Source organism: Candidatus Pelagibacter sp. HIMB1709 (assembly GCF_052047635.1).
GTDB lineage: Bacteria > Pseudomonadota > Alphaproteobacteria > Pelagibacterales > Pelagibacteraceae > Pelagibacter.
The window spans coordinates 472,414-492,715 of record NZ_JBNAJW010000001.1 but is presented as its reverse complement, the minus strand read 5'-3'; the positions used below and the strand labels follow the sequence as shown (position 1 = coordinate 492,715).

Annotated in this window: 20 protein-coding genes; 15 read left to right on the top strand and 5 right to left on the bottom strand. The window is 32.3% G+C overall.

What is annotated here, in order from left to right:
- Positions 1-5 precede the first annotated feature (5 nt).
- Positions 6-875, bottom strand: a complete 870-nt coding sequence (locus ACTTAR_RS02775; RefSeq protein ID WP_440680566.1) for a 2OG-Fe(II) oxygenase — start codon at positions 873-875, stop codon at positions 6-8.
- On the bottom strand, positions 875-1,819 hold the full coding sequence (locus ACTTAR_RS02770) for a ketopantoate reductase family protein (RefSeq protein WP_440680565.1): 945 nt from the start codon (positions 1,817-1,819) through the stop codon (positions 875-877). The genes ACTTAR_RS02775 and ACTTAR_RS02770 overlap by 1 nt, the downstream gene beginning before the upstream one ends.
- Before the next feature lie 87 nt (positions 1,820-1,906).
- Here ACTTAR_RS02770 and ACTTAR_RS02765 point away from each other — a divergent pair, with 87 nt between their 5' ends.
- The 3 genes from ACTTAR_RS02765 to ACTTAR_RS02755 are packed head-to-tail and all read left to right on the top strand — an operon-like array spanning position 1,907 to position 4,144.
- Complete coding sequence (locus ACTTAR_RS02765; RefSeq protein ID WP_440680564.1) at positions 1,907-2,884, top strand: DUF1907 domain-containing protein; 978 nt, start codon at positions 1,907-1,909, stop codon at positions 2,882-2,884.
- 28 nt (positions 2,885-2,912) lie between these two features.
- The gene (locus ACTTAR_RS02760) at positions 2,913-3,329 is read left to right on the top strand and encodes a hypothetical protein (RefSeq protein ID WP_440656441.1); all 417 of its coding nucleotides are present in this window, start codon (positions 2,913-2,915) and stop codon (positions 3,327-3,329) included.
- Positions 3,329-4,144, top strand: coding sequence for a 3-methyl-2-oxobutanoate hydroxymethyltransferase (locus ACTTAR_RS02755; protein WP_440697649.1), 816 nt, complete (start codon positions 3,329-3,331; stop codon positions 4,142-4,144). The genes ACTTAR_RS02760 and ACTTAR_RS02755 overlap by 1 nt, the downstream gene beginning before the upstream one ends.
- Here the strand turns inward: ACTTAR_RS02755 and ACTTAR_RS02750 are convergent.
- Both ACTTAR_RS02750 and ACTTAR_RS02745 read right to left on the bottom strand, forming a co-directional pair.
- Complete coding sequence (locus ACTTAR_RS02750) at positions 4,141-4,935, bottom strand: HpcH/HpaI aldolase family protein (RefSeq protein WP_440697648.1); 795 nt, start codon at positions 4,933-4,935, stop codon at positions 4,141-4,143. The genes ACTTAR_RS02755 and ACTTAR_RS02750 overlap by 4 nt on opposite strands.
- 2 nt (positions 4,936-4,937) lie before the next feature.
- Positions 4,938-6,380, bottom strand: a complete 1,443-nt coding sequence (locus ACTTAR_RS02745; protein WP_440697647.1) for an NAD-dependent succinate-semialdehyde dehydrogenase — start codon at positions 6,378-6,380, stop codon at positions 4,938-4,940.
- A gap of 93 nt (positions 6,381-6,473) precedes the next feature.
- On the opposite strand from ACTTAR_RS02745, the gene iolD reads away from it, so the two are divergent.
- Genes iolD through ACTTAR_RS02730 form a run of 3 tightly spaced genes read left to right on the top strand, consistent with a single transcriptional unit; the run spans position 6,474 to position 10,260 of the window.
- The gene (gene iolD, locus ACTTAR_RS02740; RefSeq protein ID WP_440697646.1) at positions 6,474-8,318 is read left to right on the top strand and encodes a 3D-(3,5/4)-trihydroxycyclohexane-1,2-dione acylhydrolase (decyclizing); all 1,845 of its coding nucleotides are present in this window, start codon (positions 6,474-6,476) and stop codon (positions 8,316-8,318) included.
- 6 nt (positions 8,319-8,324) lie between these two features.
- Positions 8,325-9,482, top strand: a complete 1,158-nt coding sequence (locus ACTTAR_RS02735) for a Gfo/Idh/MocA family protein (RefSeq protein ID WP_440680559.1) — start codon at positions 8,325-8,327, stop codon at positions 9,480-9,482.
- A 16-nt stretch (positions 9,483-9,498) separates the two neighbouring features.
- The gene (locus ACTTAR_RS02730; protein ID WP_440680558.1) at positions 9,499-10,260 is read left to right on the top strand and encodes an SDR family NAD(P)-dependent oxidoreductase; all 762 of its coding nucleotides are present in this window, start codon (positions 9,499-9,501) and stop codon (positions 10,258-10,260) included.
- A gap of 3 nt (positions 10,261-10,263) precedes the next feature.
- Here the strand turns inward: ACTTAR_RS02730 and ACTTAR_RS02725 are convergent, their stop codons facing one another.
- Positions 10,264-11,265: a 4-hydroxythreonine-4-phosphate dehydrogenase PdxA gene (locus tag ACTTAR_RS02725; RefSeq protein ID WP_440680557.1), complete on the bottom strand. Its 1,002-nt coding sequence runs from the start codon at positions 11,263-11,265 to the stop codon at positions 10,264-10,266.
- An 89-nt stretch (positions 11,266-11,354) separates the two neighbouring features.
- Here ACTTAR_RS02725 and ACTTAR_RS02720 point away from each other — a divergent pair, with 89 nt between their 5' ends.
- The 9 genes from ACTTAR_RS02720 (at position 11,355) to ACTTAR_RS02680 (ending at position 20,296) form a co-directional block, all read left to right on the top strand.
- Positions 11,355-12,329 (top strand): Bug family tripartite tricarboxylate transporter substrate binding protein, encoded by a 975-nt coding sequence (locus ACTTAR_RS02720; protein ID WP_440647715.1) that lies wholly within the window; start codon positions 11,355-11,357, stop codon positions 12,327-12,329.
- 23 nt (positions 12,330-12,352) lie between these two features.
- Positions 12,353-12,859: a tripartite tricarboxylate transporter TctB family protein gene (locus ACTTAR_RS02715; protein WP_440697645.1), complete on the top strand. Its 507-nt coding sequence runs from the start codon at positions 12,353-12,355 to the stop codon at positions 12,857-12,859.
- The gene (locus ACTTAR_RS02710) at positions 12,860-14,332 is read left to right on the top strand and encodes a tripartite tricarboxylate transporter permease (protein WP_440651199.1); all 1,473 of its coding nucleotides are present in this window, start codon (positions 12,860-12,862) and stop codon (positions 14,330-14,332) included. It abuts the gene before it with no gap.
- A 3-nt stretch (positions 14,333-14,335) separates the two neighbouring features.
- A complete protein-coding gene (locus ACTTAR_RS02705; protein WP_440697644.1) occupies positions 14,336-15,085 on the top strand; it encodes an SDR family NAD(P)-dependent oxidoreductase in 750 nt (249 codons plus the stop codon).
- Entirely contained in the window at positions 15,063-15,992 is a 930-nt protein-coding gene (locus ACTTAR_RS02700; RefSeq protein ID WP_440697643.1) for an ROK family protein, read from the top strand. Before ACTTAR_RS02705 ends, ACTTAR_RS02700 begins: the two co-directional genes overlap by 23 nt.
- Positions 15,993-16,182: 190 nt before the next feature.
- Entirely contained in the window at positions 16,183-17,088 is a 906-nt protein-coding gene (locus ACTTAR_RS02695) for a sugar ABC transporter substrate-binding protein (RefSeq protein ID WP_440680554.1), read from the top strand.
- 72 nt (positions 17,089-17,160) lie between these two features.
- A complete protein-coding gene (locus ACTTAR_RS02690; RefSeq protein ID WP_440697642.1) occupies positions 17,161-18,756 on the top strand; it encodes an ABC transporter permease in 1,596 nt (531 codons plus the stop codon).
- Positions 18,756-19,535, top strand: coding sequence for an ATP-binding cassette domain-containing protein (locus ACTTAR_RS02685; RefSeq protein WP_440697641.1), 780 nt, complete (start codon positions 18,756-18,758; stop codon positions 19,533-19,535). The genes ACTTAR_RS02690 and ACTTAR_RS02685 overlap by 1 nt, the downstream gene beginning before the upstream one ends.
- Positions 19,535-20,296, top strand: a complete 762-nt coding sequence (locus ACTTAR_RS02680) for an SDR family NAD(P)-dependent oxidoreductase (protein WP_428080391.1) — start codon at positions 19,535-19,537, stop codon at positions 20,294-20,296. The genes ACTTAR_RS02685 and ACTTAR_RS02680 overlap by 1 nt, the downstream gene beginning before the upstream one ends.
- The last annotated feature ends 6 nt before the right edge of the window (positions 20,297-20,302 follow it).

Here is a 20,302-nt window from a genome sequence, read left to right as displayed (position 1 = left end):
CAATATCAATTCTTAGGAGCAGTTGTTAAATAATTTGCATCATGGAAAGAAGTTAACATTTTTTTCTTAGTACTGATGATATGTGGATAGTAAGCTGTTCCTTTAAAATTCCAAATAACAGGTTTATTGAGCGCATAACTTCCATAAATAAAAAATCTTTTTGGACAGTTTTTTTCTATAAAACGCTTAACTCCATGATAAGAATTTGGTGTTGATTGAAAAAATACCACAGTTCCTTTCTTTGGTGTGAAAGCTTTAACTATTTCTAGTTCACTCATTTTTGGAAATCTTCTGAAACTTTTTCTTAAATTTTTCTTAGATTTTTTTCTATAGATTGTAAGCGATCCTCCATTTTTTTTTGGGATATCTGTTAGATAAATTAAGAAATTATACAATCTGGTTATATCATCTCTATGGGGACGCAATCTGTATCCTCCTTTAGAAACCGAAAAATCAATATCTAAATTAACTTTTGGGTTAGTGTAATTGTTTCCTAATAGTTTTTTTAACTCGCTCGAATTTAATTTCTTTTTAATAGTAAATTTCTTTTGATTAAATATTTTTGGTTTGTGAGTATTTGTCCAAGATCCATCCTTAAAATTTTTAGAAAAAAGAGTTTCAATTTTTTTATAAAATGCTTTGCTATTAAAAAGTTGGAAGAGTTTTGCAGAATTATTTGAAGATTTAATGTAGTTATTAAAATTTTTTGAGCCTTTGTTAATTCTGCTTCGACCACCCATAATCATGTCATCAAAAGCTTTAGATTTACTAATTTCATCAATTAATAAATTACAAGTTTTTTTCTCAACAACTTTGTCTCCAACTAGTACAGGAAAATTACTTTTAATTTTTTTTAATCGATTAATTTTAAGCATTAACTATACATACCTTCTTTCACCTTAATCATTTTATACATCAGGTCATTTAAAGGTGTTTTTACTCCATGTTTTTTTCCAATTTTAGAAACAGCACCACTTATAAAATCAATTTCTGTTTTTCTTTTGTATTGAACATCAAAAGCCATTGAAGATTTGTTAGTTTGCATAGAATCTACAATTTTATTGAACATAAATAGACACTCATCTTCAGAAACATTAACTCCATCAGCAAGTGCTACTTCTCTTGTCTCTAAAATGATTTCTTTACCAAGCCCTCTTGAAACATCATTAGCCTTATTATTTATGTAAAGATCGGTGTGATGTAGATCAAATATAGCTGAAAGAGGACCAATTGCTGTTAGAGCAAAAAGCTTCATCCATTTTCTTTTTTTAACATCTTCAGCTGCAATCATTTCTAAATTATGTGCAGTAAAAGTATCAGCTATTTCTGTAATTCTTTCTGTTATTCCTCCTTCATATTCACCAATCCATGAAGGCAATGCGCCATGGTTCATTATATGACCTGGTCCTAAAATATTAGAAGCTTGTGTTGTTGTTCCACCGATTACTTTTTCATTACCAACAATACTTTGAATTATTGCTTCATGACCAATTCCATTTTGAAAAGACATGAATACTGTTTTTTCACCAATAATATTTTTAATGCTATTTAAAGCTGGTTCTAATGCAGTTGCTTTACACATAACAATCACTGCATCCATTTTATCTAACGATGAAGGATCTGAAGTAGCATTAACTTTAATTATACGATCACCACCGTGACCATCCATTTTTAAACCATCTTTATTAATTGTATCTACGTGCTCTTTCCAAACGTCAATTAAAGTTACATTTAAACCTTTTTCAGCTAGCAATCCTCCAAACAGGCAGCCCATAGCACCTGCACCTAATACGGCTACTTTCAAATCTTTATTTATCATCGTTACCTTTTTAAAATTATTTATGTATAGAAATTATATATATTATCTATAGACAATATGCAAAATAAATTATAGCTTATTATCATCATGCAATTAAAAATAGAAAAAGGAACTTTCTCAAATCATTCACTTGAAGATATAGCGAGTGCATTAAAAAAAGGACTTTCAGAAAATTTTAAAAATGTTGAAGTAGAAGTTGTAGATTGTCCTAATCTTCGTGAATGGGATTGCCCATCTGAAGGAATTAGCGGTAACCAAAAAATCATAGATGTTGGTGGTGAGCCATACATGCATGATCCTAATTTTATTGGTGCTGAATTTGATTATCAAGAAATTTCTAAAATGATTGGATCAGAAAAATCTTATGCTTTAGGTGCTGGATCTGGTGCAATGTCGTGTTTGGATGGTCACTGCGGAGAATTAGTAATTAATGAAAATTTAATTACTGACGAGTCTAGATCTATTATTGCAAGAGTAAGTCCTGATAAAAAATGTATTGTTGAAAAATATAGCGCACGAAAACACGGTGGACTTGGAAACATTTATTATACAGATGGTAAACAAGGAAAAGTAATTAAAATAAAAATCAAAGGAAGATCAGGTGATCAAGGTTCGCTTCCACAAGCAATGAGATCTTCTTTGTCCAATAATTTAAATCTCAAAGAAAATGAGCATATTGCTATTGCAGGTGTGTTTAGAATTTTAGAAGGAAAAGTAAGATCTCATGTTCAACCAGATTATAAAGATATTAAACATGAATACTATGATCCAAAACAAATGAAGTGTGTAAAAGATTTTCTTCAATTTTATGAACCTGTTGGTCCAAAATTGCAGTGTTATACAGTACTTTGGACTGGAGACCCTACTGGAGGAGAATTGAATTTAAGAGAGTCTGGTGAACATACGCATTTTCATTCTTATGAAGATGATAAAGATGCTGGTCATTATCATTTCGATGTAACACCAGATGAAATAGAATATGAAGGATATTTTAATACAGCTTCAGAAGTGCATAGAGTAAATAATATTTATAAAGAACTGCTAAGCAAAAATAGTATTGAATAGAAAACTTATTAAGTTTAAGTTTATTTAAATGAAAAGACAGTTTAAGTATCCAAAACATTTTGAAGAAGATAAAAAAATTCCAAAACTTACACAAAAAAGAATTAAATTAGCTGAAATTTCACTTGGAGATTTTGAGGGAAGGTTAGCAAATGAGTTATTAAATTGGTTTTCTTTAACACCTCAACACTGGATTATGTTGCATATGGTGATGCTTGCTTATTATAAAAATAAATCCATTACTAAAAATGAACTGTTAAGAGTTATAGAGAAATCTTATTTAACATCGAATGTCTATATTGATACGGCTATAAAGAAAGGATACTTTAGAATTATCAGAAACGAAAAAGATAAAAGATCAATTTTTATTTTACCATCAGTTGTTACTATTAAAACATTCGAAGGATTTATAGATAGAAGAGATATTCTCTATAAAGATGTTAAATAATGAAGAATGTCTATACATGGGCTGCAAAACCAGCCAAAAGATCAACCACAGTAGGTGATTTAAAAGCAGCCAAAGGTAAAAGAAAATTTACTCAAGTTACTGCAAATACTGTTGATGAAGCATCAGCTGCAGAAAAAGCTGGTTTTGACATGATTATTGCTAATGCTAAAAATGTTATTCCAGTTAGGGAAGGGTCAAAAAATCTTTTTTTAACCGCAGCTTTAGTTTTGAACGAATTTGTTACAGCAGATGATATTATGCGTGGAGCATTTAAAGCTTTAGAAAATGGTGCTGATGCAGTGATGACACCAAGAAGTATGGACATAGTAGAAATGCTAGCAAAAGAAGATGTGCCTGTTATGGGTCACTTAGGATTAGTTCCAAGAAAATCAACTTGGATAGGTGGACTTCGAGCAGTTGGTAAAACTGCAAATGAGGCTTATGAGTTATTCCAAAAATTTAAAAGATTGGAAGATGCAGGAGCTTTTTCTGCTGAGTGTGAAGTAATACCTGAAAATGTAATGGGAGAAATTTCTAAACGAACAGATATTGTCACAGTCTCTTTAGGATCTGGAAGAAATGCAGATGTGATGTATTTATTTATGGAAGATATTTGTGGTGATACCGAAAATCCGCCAAGACATTCTAAAGCTTATGGAAACTTATTAAAACTTAGAAATGAAATTAAGGTTGAAAGAGTTAAAGCACTTAAAGCATTTAAAAAAGATTCTATGTCTGGAAAGTTTCCAGGCAAGAAGCAATCTTCTAATTTAGATAAAAATCAGTTTGAAGAATTTTTAAATCAACTTGATTAATAAGTAGCGTTGTCGTCTTTTTTAGACAAAGAACCTTTCATCTTATCTACAGTTGCTTTTGCCCCAGCACTTAAAGCTCTTAAATCAGATGCTATTGTTACAAAATCGAAACCTTTTTCAATCATCTTCGTTGCGTATTCTGTTGTGCCATTATGAATTCCTGCAAAAATATTATTTTTCTTTGCATGTTCTAGAATTCTCAAAATTTCAGAATAAGCTTTTGTAGTTTCAGCTCGATCAAACCCAGGTTTTTCACCAATTGCTAAACTTAAGTCTGCTGGTCCAATATAAATACCATCAACACCTGGTGTAGACATTATCTCATCTAAATTTTCTAAAGATTCTTTTGTTTCTATCATTGCTAATTTAAGAATTTCTTCATTAGCGTGATCTGCATAATCTGCACCACCATAAATTAATCCTCTAACAGGACCAAAACTTCTGTAGCCATCAGGTGGGTACATACAAGCTTGAACAAAATTTTCAGCTTCTTTTCTATTACTTACCATTGGACAGACAATTCCATAACAACCAGCATCTAAAATTTTCATTATTTGACCTGGCTCATTCCAATTAACTCTAGCAAGTGGAGTGACATCTGTTGTCGAAATTGTTTGAAGCATTGGAAGGGCATTACTGTAATCAACTAAACCATGTTGCATATCTATAGTTAAAGAATCCCAACCCTGATGTGCCATTGCTTCTGCAGATGCAGTACTTGGAATTGCGCACCAACCATTAATGACGGGTTTACCGTCTTTCATCATTTGTTTAATTTTATTTTTTCTCATTTTTATACCTTTAATGCCATGTGCGTGTATTTAACGTTTAGATAATCTTTAATCGCCATTGATCCACCTTCACGTCCATAACCAGTTTGTTTGATACCACCAAAAGGAGCTTCTGCTACAGCAACTGCCCCAGTATTAACAGCAACACAACCAGACTCTAACATTTCAGAGCCTCTATTCGCTTGATCCATATTGTTTGTATACAAATAACTACATAAACCAAGATCATTATTGTTTGCTCTTTCAATAACTTCATCAAATGTTTTAAAAGTAAGAACAGGCACTAAAGGACCAAATGGTTCTTCTCTCATAATTGTAAAATCATCTTTTACATTATCAAAAACAGTTGGCTCATAAAAATAACCTTTGTTAAAACCAGAAGGTCTTTTTCCTCCCATTAAAACATCAGCTCCTTCATTTTTTGTTGTCTCAACTAGTTTTTCAATTTCTTCTAATCTTTTTGCAGTTGTAAGAGGACCAAGCTCTACACCTTCATCCATACCATTTCCGATTTTTAATTTCTTTGCTCTATCCATAAAAGTACCTAGAAATTCATCTTTTCTGCTTTCTTGGATATAAAATCTATTTGGAGATATACAAACTTGCCCGTTGTTTCGAAATTTTGCAGTAATCGCAATGTCTGCAACTTTATTCATATCAACATCATCACAAACTATGAAAGGTGAATGACCACTAAGTTCCATCGTTACTCTTTGAACTTTGTCTGCAGCTTTCTTTAATATTAACTTACCTACTCTTGTTGAGCCTGTGATTGATACTTTTTTAATAATATCAGATTCTAATAGTTCATTTGAAATTTCTGCAGGATCACCAGATAACAAATTTACCACCCCATCAGGAACACCTGCTTCCTTACAAATATTAACTAATTCCATAACTGCACCAGGTGTAATTACATCTGGTTTACAAATTACAGAGCAACCAGCTGCTAATGCTGTTGAAATTTTTCTTGCAGCCAAAATAATTGGAAAGTTCCATGGTATTAAAGCAGCTACAACACCTACTGGCTGATAATAAACATGAACTCTTGTATCAGGAAATCTACTTTGAACTGTTTGACCATAAATTCTTTTTGTTTCTTCTGCATTCCACTCAAATATATCCGCTCCTCCACCAACTTCCCCAACTCCTTCAGCAAGAGGTTTACCAACTTCAAGTGTTAACCATTTAGCAAGAACATCTTTTTTTTCTCTCATTAGATCTGCAATTTTTCTAATTACATATGATCTTTGCCAGGGAGTAGTGTTACTCCAAACTTTAAGACCTTTCTCAGCTGACTTTAGTGCTTTATGTACATCTGGTGAAGACGCTTTTGATGCTTTTCCAATCACTTCCTCAGTTGCAGGATTGATTACATCATATGTCTCTTTTTTTTCTGCTTCTTGCCATTTTCCATCAATGAATTGTCCAAATTTGCTATACATAATTTTTATTTTTTAAGGTTTACTAAGTTGGGTTTTTTAATTTATAAATATAAATATATATAAACATTATACATAAAAAAAATAAACCCAATTATGAAAAAAATCACTCTTACTTGTGCACATGCAATCGTTAAATATTTAATTGCTCAAAAAATATTAATTAATGGCAAAAAAGAAGCACTCTTTCCTGGTGTCTTTGGAATTTTTGGACATGGAAACGTAGCTTGTTTGGGTCAAGCACTTGAAGAAAATCAAAAAGAATTACCAACCTATAGAGGCCATCATGAACAAAATATGGCTTTAACTGGAATAGGTTATGCTAGAGCTAAAAGAAGACAACAAATTTTTGTTGCTACTTCATCTGTTGGTCCTGGAGCAACCAACATGGTTACTGCAGCAGCAGTTGCAATGAGTAACAGATTACCAATTTTATTTTTACCTGGTGATACTTATGCAAATAGAATGCCAGATCCAGTATTGCAACAAGTTGAACATTTTAACAATCCAAGCATAACTGCAAACGATGCTTTCAAACCAGTTACAAGATATTTTGATCGTATCACTAGACCTGAACAAATAATTCAATCATTTCCTATAGCAGTTCAAACAATGTTAGATCCTGCTGATTGTGGTCCTGCTTGTATTGCGTTAAGTCAAGATATCCAAGGTCAAACTTTTGATTATCCAGAAGAATTTTTCCAAGAAAAAGTTCATACAATTAGAAGACCAAGACCAGATGAATTTCAAATTAAAGAGGCAGCTGAGAAAATTAAATCTTCAAAAAATCCAATTATAATATCTGGAGGGGGAGTTTTTTATTCAGATGCAATGGAAGAATTAAGTCAGTTTGCTATCAAACACAATATTCCAGTTACACAAACTGTAATGGGTTATTCAACAATGAAGAGAGATCATTCTCATTTTGCAGGTCAAATTGGAGGACTTGGAGGGAAAAATACAAACACATTAGCTAAACAAACTGATCTTGCTATTGCAATAGGGACAAAACTAGCTGATTTTACAACAGGATCATGGGCAAACTTTGAAAACGAAAATTTCAAATTAGTTTCAATCAATGTATCAAGATATGATGCAAACAAACACTTAGCACAAGCAGTTGTTGGAGATGCAAAAGTTTCATTAACTGAACTTTCCCAAGCTTTAGGTGATTGGAAAGCAGGGGAAGATTGGAATAATAAATCTCAAACAGAACTTAAGTCATGGAATGAACATATAGATAAAGAGAGCGCTCCAACTAATCAGGAAGTTCCAAGTTATGTTCAGGTAATTGGTGCAATTTACAGAAATTCTGATCCAACAGATATTGCAGTTACAGCTGCAGGAGGTTTGGTAGGTGAAGTAATTCAAGTATGGAGACCAAGAGAACTTAATACTCATGAAACAGAGTGGGGTTTTAGTTGTATGAGTTACGAAATATCTGGAGCATTAGGAATTAAAATGGCTAATCCAGATAAAGAAGTAATCTCATTTGTAGGTGATGGGTCTTATCTATTAAATAACACTGATATTTATTCTTCAGTAATTACAAAAAATAAATTGATTATAGTTGTTTGTGATAATGGAGGCTTTGCAGTTATAAACCGACTTCAATTATTCAAAGGTGGAAAAGAGTATAACAACTTATTAAAGAGTTCTAACACTCCTGGTCTAGTAGATGTAGATTTTGCAAAACATGCAGAAAGTATGGGTGCGAAATCTGAACACGTTACTTCGATTTCAGATCTTGAAGCTGCATTTAAAAGAGCTAAAGCATCCGATGTAACTTATGTTATTTCAATTAAAACTCATGCTTATAAATGGGTAGAAGGATCATCTTTTTGGGATAGTCCAACTTTAGAAATTCCAACTACTAAAGAAAATGAAGAAGCTTTAAAACTTTACAAAGAAGGAAGAAGCAAGCAAAGACAAGGTATTTAATCCTCTATGAACAAAGTATTTAAAGTTGGCCTTATAGGTTGTGGTCATATTTCAGAAACTTATTTTAGAGCTGAAAAATATTTTAATAATATAAAGATAGTTAAATGTGCTGATATCAATCATGCTAATGCACTTAAATGTGCAAAGACTTACAAAATTAAAGCATTATCAGTAAAAGATTTATTAAAAGATCAAGAAGTAGAAATCATATTAAATCTAACTATTCCAAAAGCTCATTATCAAGTTGCTAAGCAATCCTTGTTGAATGGTAAACATGTTTATTCTGAAAAACCTTTGGCCATTAATTTTAAAGATGGTTTAGACCTTGTTAAAATCGCAAAGAGAAAAAAACTTTATATAGGAAATGCACCTGATACTTTTTTAGGCGGCGGAATTCAAAAATCAAAAGAATTAGTAGAGAAAAATATATTAGGTAAAATTTCATTAGGAAATGCAATTTTTGCATTTCCAGGTGTTCAATCCTATCATCCAAATCCAGAACCTTGGTTTGCTAAAAAAGAAGGTGGTCCAGTTATTGATATGGGACCTTACTATCTAACTGCTTTAGTAAATTTATTGGGACCAGCTAAAAAAGTAACTGGTAGCATAATGGAAGGAGTAAAGAGACGAACAATTGGAATTGGACCTAAAAAAAATAAAACTTTTAAAGTTGAATGCCCAACAACATATTTATCAACAATTCAGTTTGAGAATGGCACAATTATAAGATTAACTTTATCATTTGATGTTATTGCACATCAAAGAAATCACATTGAATTATATGGAAGCAAAGGTTCCATGATTGTACCAGATCCAAATATGTTTGGTGGATCTGTTTATGTTTGTAATAAATTAGGAGACCCTTGGAAAGAGTATAAAACAAACAAAATGCATCTTGGTAAAATCAACATAAGATCACAGAGTTCTAGAGCAAACGAGTCTCCTACAAATGCAAATTACCGTGGAGCAGGACTAGCAGAAATGGCTTATTCAATTGAAAATAAAAAAATAAACAAATGTAATGGAGATCTATCTCTTCATGTTTTAGATATTATTCAATCAACAATGAAAGCATGTAAGACAAATAAACCACAAGTAATTAAAACTACATGCAAAAAACCAAGTTTATTTCAAACAAAAGATATAAAGAAAATATTGAAATAATATTTATAATCAAAATATGAAAGTTCAATATTTTGACCTAAAAGACAAACGTGCTTTAGTTTCAGGTGGGGCATCTGGTATTGGTGCATCAATTGTTGAACATCTTTGTGAACAAGGTGTCGAGGTTTATTTTTTTGATATAGATAAAAAAGAAGCTCAAAAGTTAATTTCGAAAATTAAAAAGAAAAAACAAAAAATTCCTTCTTTTCATTTCTGCAACATTAAAAATATAAAAAAATACAAAACTTTAATTCAGAGTATTATTAAAAAAAAAGGTCCAATTGATATTTTAGTAAATAATGCATCCAATGATCAAAGGCACACAATTGAAGAAATTACCGAAAAATACTGGGATGACAGAATGGCTATAAATTTGAAGCACTATTTGTTTGCTATTCAAGCAGTAAAAAAAAGTATGATTAAAAATAAAGGTGGTTCAATAATAAACTTAGGTTCTGTTAGTTGGATTAGGGGAGCCGTGATGTTTCCAGCATACAGTACTGCAAAAGCTGCAATTTATGGTTTAACCAAATCTTTAGCTAGAGATTTAGGGCAACACAATATTAGAATAAACTCTATTGCCCCTGGGTCCGTTGCAACTAAAAGACAGTCAAAAGTGTGGTTAAATCCAAAATTTAAAAAAGAAATTTTAGACAAACAGTGTCTTAAAAAACAAGTTTTGCCTGAGGATGTCTCAAGGATGGTTTTATATTTAGCATCAGATGTTTCATCTGGATGTACTAAACAAAATTTTACGGTAGATGCTGGTTTAATTTAGAGCTTAGCTTAACTTCTTTTTATTTTCAGCCATTGATAATGCAATTTTAAATGAATTTAAAATTGGAGCTAAGTTGGCTTCATTTTTGCCTGCAATTGCAAATGCAGATCCATGTGCAGTTGTTGTTACAGGAACAGTTAGTCCACCTTGAACAGTAACACCTCTATCAAAACCAAATGCTTTAAGTCCAGACTGAAGTGCATCATGATACATGCCAACCATACAATCATGGTTTTTATTTTTATAAGCAACTACAAAAGAAGTATCACATGGTAACGGGCCATCCGTATTAAATCCAAGTTTTTTTGCCTCTTCTATTGCTGGAATAATTTCATCTTTTTCTTCAGTACCAAATTCTGCATGTGGGTTAAGTGCTTGAACTGCTATCCTAGGATTTTTCACTCCGTTCAATTCCATAACTTCATTTATTAATTTAATAGGTTTTAAGATATTTTCTTTTGTGATGTGCTGAGCCACTTCTTTAATAGGAATGTGAGAGGTTACTCTTGCAGTCCAAAAGTTATCAATAACATTAAACTCACAACAAAAACTTTTCACATCTAATTTTTCAGCCATTAATTGCAATTCATCTGAGTGGGTATTTCCTCCAAGTTTTAAACTTGTTTTGTTCATTGGCGCAAAATTAATAGCATCAATTTTTTTTTCTTTAGCAAGCGTTAGTGCTAAATCTAAAGCTTCTAAAACACTTTCACCTGATTCTTTTGAAGGTTCTGCTATTTTATATTTATGATTTTTTCCTTTTGAAATATCTAATAAAAATCTGTTTGATTTATTAAAATCAATTTGATCAAAATCTTCAACGATTTCAAGTTGATGAGGGATGCCGGTTACATTATATCCACTCTCAAGTATTTGTTTTTCACCAATTACAACAATATTTGCTTTATTTGTAATTTCTTCTTTTAATAGTTTTGAAATAAGCTCAGGTCCTATCCCCGCAGGATCCCCAAGTAGTAGAGCAATGTTAGCTTTTGTTTGTGTCATTTTTTACTTTACGTCTTATATCTGAGTATGATTAAATATTTATATATAAGTTGTATATATATAAACTAAATAAACTAAAGAGGGAAATAATGAAAAAAAGCTTTAAACTATTTTTAGCAGCTGCTTTTTTAGTAACTGAATTTTTTGTTGTAGCTCTTCCATTAATGATCACTTCAGCAAAAGCTGATGGACATCCAATACAAGCAATTACTCACGCTGGTTTTGGTGGTGGAACTGACGTTACTACTAGAATGATGTTATTAAGAGCAAGAAGAGTTCTTAAACAAGATATGCAGTTAGTGAACAAAAAAGGTGGTGGTGGAGCAGCATCTATGGATTACATGATGTCTTTACCTGCAGACGGTAACCACACTTTAACTTGGACTACTGGTCACGCAGTATCAATGGCTTTAGGAAAAACTAAAGTAAAATTAAGTGATATGCAGCCTTTAGCAAGAGGTACAGACGATCCTCAATTATTTGTTGTTAACTGTAACAATGAAATTAAAGATGCTAAAAAATTCATTAGCGCGCAAAAATCAAAATCACTAAAATATGGAACAACACATACAGGTGGTATTGATGACGTTAGTGCAATTGCATTTACTAAAAAAGGTGGATTAACAGATCCAACTATTGTTGCTTACAAAGGTGTAGCGCCAATTAAAACTAACCTAATCAAAGGTGATATCGATGTAGGTGTTTTAAACTTAGGTGAAGCATTAACTGAAATCAACGAAGGTAAACTTTGTGTATCAGTTGTTTTAGCAAACAATAGAATGGCTAAAATTGGTGACTCTCCAACAGCTAAAGAATTAGGAATTCCTGTTTCTTTATCTACTGTTAGAGGTTTCGTAACTAAAAAAGGTGCTCCAGCAGACAGAGTTAAACAATTAGAAGCTGGAATGATGAAAGCTATGAGCCACAACTATTACAAAAATTTCTTAACAGAAATTGGTCTTGATGACACTAGTGTAGTTGGTGCTGACGAGTGGGGTAAGCAAATGGAAGAAATGCTTGCTGAAATGACTGCTCAGCTAAAAGCTTTAGGTTACATTAACTAATCTAATTAAAAGTACATTTGCATATGAAAAATGTACAAAAACAAAAAAGGGCAAACAAAAGTTTGCCCTTTTTTTTTAGAGACGAATTTAAAGTCTCTTTTGTAATTATTTTTATATCTGTAGCATTATTAATCACTACTTTTACTTTTGATATTGTTCCTCCTATTTTGAATAGAGGAATACAGCCCGCAACATTTCCAAAAGCACTTTTAGTATTAATAATATTAATGACTTTATTAATTTATTATTTAGCAACTAAAAACCCTTGGAAGGTTCAAAAAGAATTACCAAAGTCATTTTTTTTAACACTTTCTAGTTTTGTGATTTTTTTAATCATTTCAAAGACTTTAGATTTCTTTTTAGCAATTTCAGTTTTATCTATTTTTGTTTCTTATTGTTGGGGAGAGAAAAGAATATTTTATTTATTGCTTGTTGGAATTATTTTTCCTGTGATTGTCTTTATTTTTTTTGAAACAATTTTAGGTTTAAGATTTCCACCTGGAATTATAACTAACATTTATTATAGCTAGATGGATAATTTATTATTAATGATGGCTCCTTTATTTAGCTCAAAGCTATTATTGGTTTTATTTTTTGGAACATTGTTTGGATTAATTTTAGGAGTGTTACCTGGTTTAGGTCCAACAACCGGTGGTGCATTAATTTTACCTTTTACAATGACACTTGATCCATTGTCAGCAATTGTATTGTTAACTTCTATTTATTGTGCCGGTACTTATGGTGGCGCGATAACAGCAGTTCTAATTAATACACCAGGAACACCAGCTGCTGCAGCAACTTGTTTAGATGGTTATCCTTTGGCACAAAAAGGAGAGGCAGGAAGAGCCCTAGGAATGGCTACTGTTTCAAGTACAGTTGGAGGTATTTTTAGTGTTGTAATACTTGTCTTTTTTGCACCTATATTAGCTCAGCTTGCATATGAATTTGGTCAGCCAGAATATTTTGCATTAGCTATTTTCGGTTTAACAATGCTTGCATCAATTGGAGAAGGTAGTCCTATTAAAAATTTGATTGCAGGCGCATTTGGAATTTTAATTTCAACAGTTGGTAAAGATTTTATGACATCAATTGATCGTTTTACTTTTGGAATTAACGAGTTAACTGAAGGGATTGGTTTTATTCCTGTTGTTGTTGGGTTGTTTGCAATGAGTGAGATGTTAACTCAGTCAACTTTAATTAATCAAGTATTTAACAGAATAGCCTTAAAAGCAATCAAGCTTCCAAGCAAAGATGATTACAAAAAAACTTGGAAAACAATTTTAAGATCTAGTGGTATTGGTTCATTTATTGGAGTGCTGCCTGCAGAAGGTGGAACAGTTGCTTCCTTAATTGGATACTCAGAAGCAAAAAGATTTTCAAAAAAACCAGAGGAATTTGGAAAAGGATCTATTGAAGGTATTGCAGGTGCAGAAGCTGCAAACAATGCAGCAACAGGAGGTGCGATGGTACCAACCCTTGCACTTGGAATTCCTGGTAGTGCAACAACAGCTGTTATCTTAACTGGATTAATTATACATGGGGTTAGACCTGGTCCAGATTTATTTAAAGAACAACCTGATTTTTTATATGGAATATTTGGAGCAATGCTTATTGCTAATGTTTTGTTCTTTATATTTGGTTTTTTTGGTGCAAAAATTTTTGCAAGAATAACATTGGTGCCTAATAAAATATTATGGCCAATGATTTTTGCAGTTTCAGTTTGTGGAACTTATTCATTAAATCAATCTATAATTGATGTTTGGATAATGTTATTTTTTGGTGTGCTTGGTTTTTTTATGAGAAGATATGGTTTCTCAGTTGTCCCTGTTATTATTGGATTAATTTTAGGTGAGTTGGTTGAAGGTACGTTAAGACAATCTCTGGTTATATTTGATGGAAATTGGTTAATGTTTTTTACAAGACCAATAGCTTTAACATTCTTTATTTTATCTTTAATTGCTTTAGCTTTTCCTTTAATAAGATCTAGAAAAATTAAAAAATAAGCTATGATTAAGTTTGATTTAAATAACAGAGTAGCAATTGTAACAGGTGGTGCTCAAGGGTTTGGATTGGCTATTACTGAAAGATTTATCGAGTCTGGAGCTAAAGTAATAATTTGGGATATCGATGAGGGGGAAGCTAAAAAAGCTTTAGAAAAAGTAAATTCTGAAAATTTAACTTATCAAATAGTTGATGTAAGCAACTATGAGACAATTAATTCAAAATTATCAGAAGTTGAAAAATCACATGGGAAGATTGATATCTTTATAAACAATGCAGGTGTAGCAGGCATGAACACTACTGTTGCAGAATATCCAATAGAAGAGTGGAACAAAGTTATTAACCTTAACTTAAATGCAGTCTTTTATTGTTGTAAAGCAGTTGTTCCATTTATGGTTAAGAATGATTATGGAAGGATTGTAAATATTGCATCTATCGCAGGTAAAGAAGGAAATCCAAATGCAAGTGCTTACAGTACTTCAAAAGCAGGAGTTATAGGTTTAACTAAATCTTTAGGTAAAGAACTTGCTCAAAAAAATATTGCAGTAAATTGTGTTACTCCAGCCGCAGCAAAAACTAGAATTTTTGATCAAATGACTGAGGAACATATAAATTATATGCTTTCAAAAATACCAAGAAATAAATTTGCTAAGGTTGAGGAATTAGCTTCTTTAGTTGCTTGGTTATCAAGTGAAGAAAATTCTTTTTCAACAGCTGCAGTATTTGATCTAAGTGGCGGTAGAGCAACTTACTAAAAATATGCAAGTAGGTATAGATGTTGGTGCAACAAAGATAGAGAGTGTTGTTCTTGAAAAAGATGGACAAGAAAAACATAGATCTAGAATATCATGCCCAAAAAATTATACTCAAATTATTACTGCAATAAGAGATATTCATAAAAAATTAGAACAAGAGTTTAAACAAGAACTTCCAATTGGTGTTTGTCATCCAGGAGTTCACTCTCCTCAAACAGGATTAGTTAAAAATGCACCTAATATAACTTGGTTAGAAAAAAAACCTTTTCAAAATGATTTACGTAAAGCACTTGGGAAAGAAGTGTTTTGTGAAAATGATGCAAATTGTTTTGCCTTGTCAGAGGCTATAGATGGATCAGGCAAACATTATAAAATTGTTTATGGAATAATTTTAGGATCTGGAGTTGGAGGTGGTTTAGTAATAGATAAAAAAATTGTAAGTGGTCCTAATGGTGTTGCTGGAGAGTGGGGTCATAATCAAATTCCTTATTTCGCTGCAAAGAAAGAAAATTTCGACTCAAGTAATCCAAGAGAAGCAGAGATTGAGAGTTTTTTATCTGGTTTAGGGCTAGCTAAAAGATTTAAAAAACTTTACGGAAAAAATTTAAAAACAAATGAAATTTTTGAATTAAATAGAAAACATGATTTAGATGCAGAAAGATTTATAGATGATTTTAAAGTCAATTTAGCAATGTCACTTTCAAGTATAATAAATATTTTAGATCCTGATGCTTTTATTTTTGGAGGAGGAGTTTCAAATGAAATTGATTTTTTACATGAAATAGATTCACTGGTGCGAAAATTTGTGATTGGAAGAGAATACGAAGGTGTTTTTTTAAAACCAAGATATGGTGATGCTAGTGGCGTTCGTGGTGCTGCAAGATTAGGAAGAAGCGCGACATATTAGTTATAAATTTCTTGTTAAAATTTAAATTAGAAAAATTCTAATTTAATAAAAATAAGTAATGTCGGGAAAAAAATCTTAAAAAAAAATTTCAATTATTAGTTGTGCTTACATTTTTTGTTATGAACTCTTTTCAAATTAGTTATATTTCGTTTTTTAAATTAATTTAAAAACACAAAAAAAGGGAGAAATAATGAAAAAACTTATACTTTCGATTGCAGCTCTTGCATTATTTGCAACTTCTGCGTTCGCTGAAAGATATGTCATGATTACTCATGGTGAAGGAAAAGATCCTTTTTGGCCTGTAGTTCAAAAAGGTGGTGAAGATGCAGCTAGAGCAATCGGTGCTGACTTCGAATACATCTACAACCCTTCTGCTGACATGGCTGATATGGCAAGCTCAATTCAAGCTGCTGCAGCTACTCAACCAGATGGAATGGTGATTTCTTTACCAGATCCAGATGCATTAGGCCCAGCTATTAAAGCTGCTGTTGCTGCTGGTGTTCCAGTAATTACAATGAACTCTGGTTTAGAGTCATCTGCTAGCCTAGGTGCTTTAATGCACGTTGGTCAGCCTGAATTACTTGCTGGACAAAAAGCTGGTGAAAGAGCAAAAGCTGAAGGTGCTTCTAAAGCACTTTGTATGATTCAAGAAGCATACAACACAGCTCTTGTAGACAGATGTGAAGGTTACGGTTCTGCTGTTCCTATGCAAATGACTGATACTACATCTGACCCTGCAACTATTCAAACTAGAGCAACTGCTGCTTTACAAGCTAACAGCGATATCGATGCGATCCTTTCAGTAGGACCACACGTTTGTGAAGCTGTTGATAAAGCTTTAGTTGATCTAGGTATGACAGTACACCACTCTTGCTTCGACTTAAGTCCTGCAGTTATGGATTTAATTGGATCTGGAAGAGTTGCTTTCACTATTGATCAACAACAAAGATTACAAGGTTATATGCCAGTTATCGTATTACACTTGTACAACAACAGTGCTGGACTTTTACCAGGAGCTAACATCCCATCAGGACCTGGCTTCGTTGACAAGTCTAACGCTTCTTCAGTTGCTGCTTTAGCAGGTATTGATAGATAGTCTGTAATAATTTAAAGGGTCGATTATTCAATCGGCCCTTTTTTTTTAACAAAATTAATAAGTCTTTTATAAATGAACACATCAACAACAAAAAAACCAAGACAAGAGTCTGACCGACAAGGTGAAAAAAAATGGTACTCTGCATTTATGTCTCGACCAGAAGTTGGACCTTTTGGAGTTATGGTTTTACTTTTTTGTATGTTGGGATATTTCTCTATTCCAGAAGGACAATTTTCTCTTAACCCATTCACAGGTGAAGGCTTTAACGCATTAGGAATTAGAAATAATTTTAGGGTAATTGCTCAATTAGGGATCGTTGCACTTGCAGCTGGAATGTTAATCATTGCAGGTGAATTTGATCTTTCCGTTGGATCAATGATTGGATTTGCTGGTGGTTGTATGGCAATGATACTAAAATGGGGTTTTGCTGTTGTTATTCCTTACATATCTTTTGAAGGTGGTTTTCATTTTGAAGGATTTACATTATTTAAAATTCAAGATGTATCTCCATTATTAGCTATATTAATTACATTATGTATGACGCTATCTTTTGGATGGATACAAGGATTGATAGTTGTTAAGAGCGGAATATCTTCTTTCATTGTTACATTAGGTGGACTTTTCTTTTTAAGAGGTTTAACTGAAGTATCATACAGAGCATTTAACAGAGCTCCTGATCAAACTGCTGGATCAACAACTGTTACAGATTTACCAGATATCAAAAACATTATAAATGTACCAGGTCATGGAGAAATGGAAAGAGATGCTGCTAAATCTTTACCAAATGATCAATTATTAGAAATTCTAAGCACTGTGCCAGCTAGCACGGTTGCAAAATTAACTGAACGATTAACATATGTTAACGAAAAAGTTGCAGCCTACAAAACTGCCATGAATGCTGAAAAAATGATTGCAACTTTAGAAAAATCATTAGCTGGAGCAAAAAAATCTGGCAATGACTCAATGGTTGAAATTTTAACAAAGAAAATTGAAGCTGGTGTTAATGTACCTGATGTTGCGGCAAAAGCTGTTACAGATATTGATATAGCAAAAGCTTATATCGACACAATAGTTACAGCAAGACCAGTCGCTAATTTCTTTGGAGGCGATATTATGGAACCAGTATTTAACTGGCTATATTACACAGTAGATTGGAACGTAAATAACTTTGGAAATATTTTTGCTAAAGGAATGTATTCTGCATTAATGATCTGGGGACTGATTGCATTTATTTGTTATTTAATTTTAAGTAAAACTCAAGCAGGTAACTGGATTTATTCAACGGGTGGAAATCTTAATGCTGCAAAAGCTAATGGTGTGCCAACAAATAAAGTTAAGATTTCATTATTTATGTTTACTGCTTTTTGCGCAACTATGTTTGCAGCTTGTCAGGTATTTGAAGTTAACACAGCAGATACAGCTAAAGGTAATTTAAAAGAATTAGAAGCAATTGCTGCAGCGGTTATTGGTGGTGTTGTATTAACCGGAGGATTTGGAACAATTGGTGGAATAATTCTAGGAACAATTATTTTTGGAATTGCAAAAGAAGCTTTCTTTTATATTCCTGGAATTGATGGATCATTCTATAGAGTGTTCCTTGGAGCAGTGCTTGTTACTGCTGCCTTTACTAACGAGAATATAAGAAAACGAATTATGGGAAATATCTAATGGATAAAAAACCATTAATTGAAATAAAAAATTTAGTAAAAAAATTTGGAGCATTTACTGCTTTAAATGGCGTTTCATTAGATGTTTATCCAGGTGAAGTTCACGCATTGTTAGGTGATAATGGTGCTGGAAAATCAACTTTGATCAAAGTGTTATCCGGTGTTCATCCTATGACAAGTGGAGAAATAAAAGTAGATGGAGAAAATGTTAACTTTACTTCACCACGTCAAGCATCTGATGCAGGTATTGGTACAGTTTATCAAGATCTAGCACTTAATGCTTTAACGTCAGTAACAAGAAATTTTTTTCTTGGACGTGAATTAATAAAAGGTCCCGCCGGATTTGGTTTAATGCAAATGGATGAGATGGATAGAATTACAATAGAGGAAATGTCTAAAATTGGAATTAATATTGCAAACCCTAATCAACCAGTTGGAACAATGTCAGGTGGACAAAGACAAACATTGGCTATTGCAAGAGCAATTTACTTTGGTGCAAAGATATTAATATTAGATGAACCTACATCAGCATTAGGTCAGAAGCAGCAAATGGAAGTTTTAAAAACAATTAAAAAAGTTCAAAGTTTAGGAAATATTGCAATTATACTTATTACTCATAATGAAATTCATGCTCGTCTTATAGCTGATCGATTTACTTTTTTAAGTTTAGGAGAAGTAATTGGTTCAGGATTGTCTTCTGAACTAGGTAATGAAGATGTGAAAAGATTGATGGCAGGTGGTGCTAAAATTGGCGATCTAGCTAAAGAACTGGAGATATAATGAAAGTAAAATATTACGATTTAGAAAATAAAAGAGTATTTATAACGGGTGGTGGATCTGGAATTGGTGCTTCAATTGTTGAACATTTTTGTGAACAAGGTTCTGAGGTTTACTTTATTGATATTAATGTATCAGAGTCTGAAAAATTAATTGAAGATATAAAAAATAAAAAATATTCAATACCAACTTTTATTGAGTGTGATTTGTTAAATATTAAACAACTTCAAAAAACAATTGCAGATATCATTGATCAAAAAGGCCCAATTGATATTTTAATCAATAATGCTGCTAACGATACAAGGCATAAAATTGATGATGTTACAGAAGAGTATTGGAATGAGAGAATGAATGTAAACCTAAGACATTATTTTTTCACAGTTCAATCAGTTAAAAAATCAATGATTGAAAACAAGGGTGGTGTAATTGTTAATATGGGTTCAGCATCTTGGATGGTTGGACAAGGTGGTATGGCAGCTTATACAGCTGCAAAATCTGGCGTAGTTGGCTTAACAAGATCCTTTGCTAGAGATTTAGGAGAATTTAATATTAGAGTTAACTCAGTAGTACCAGGTTGGGTCTTAACACAAAGACAAATTGATATGTGGTTAAACGAAGAATCCGAAAAAGATTTGATGAAAAACCAATGTTTAAAGGAGAAATTGATGCCTCACGAACTAGCACAAACTGTATTATTTTTTTCATCGGAACAATCATCTGGTTGCACAAATCAATCTTACATCGTTGATAAAGGCTGGCTATAAGAGACT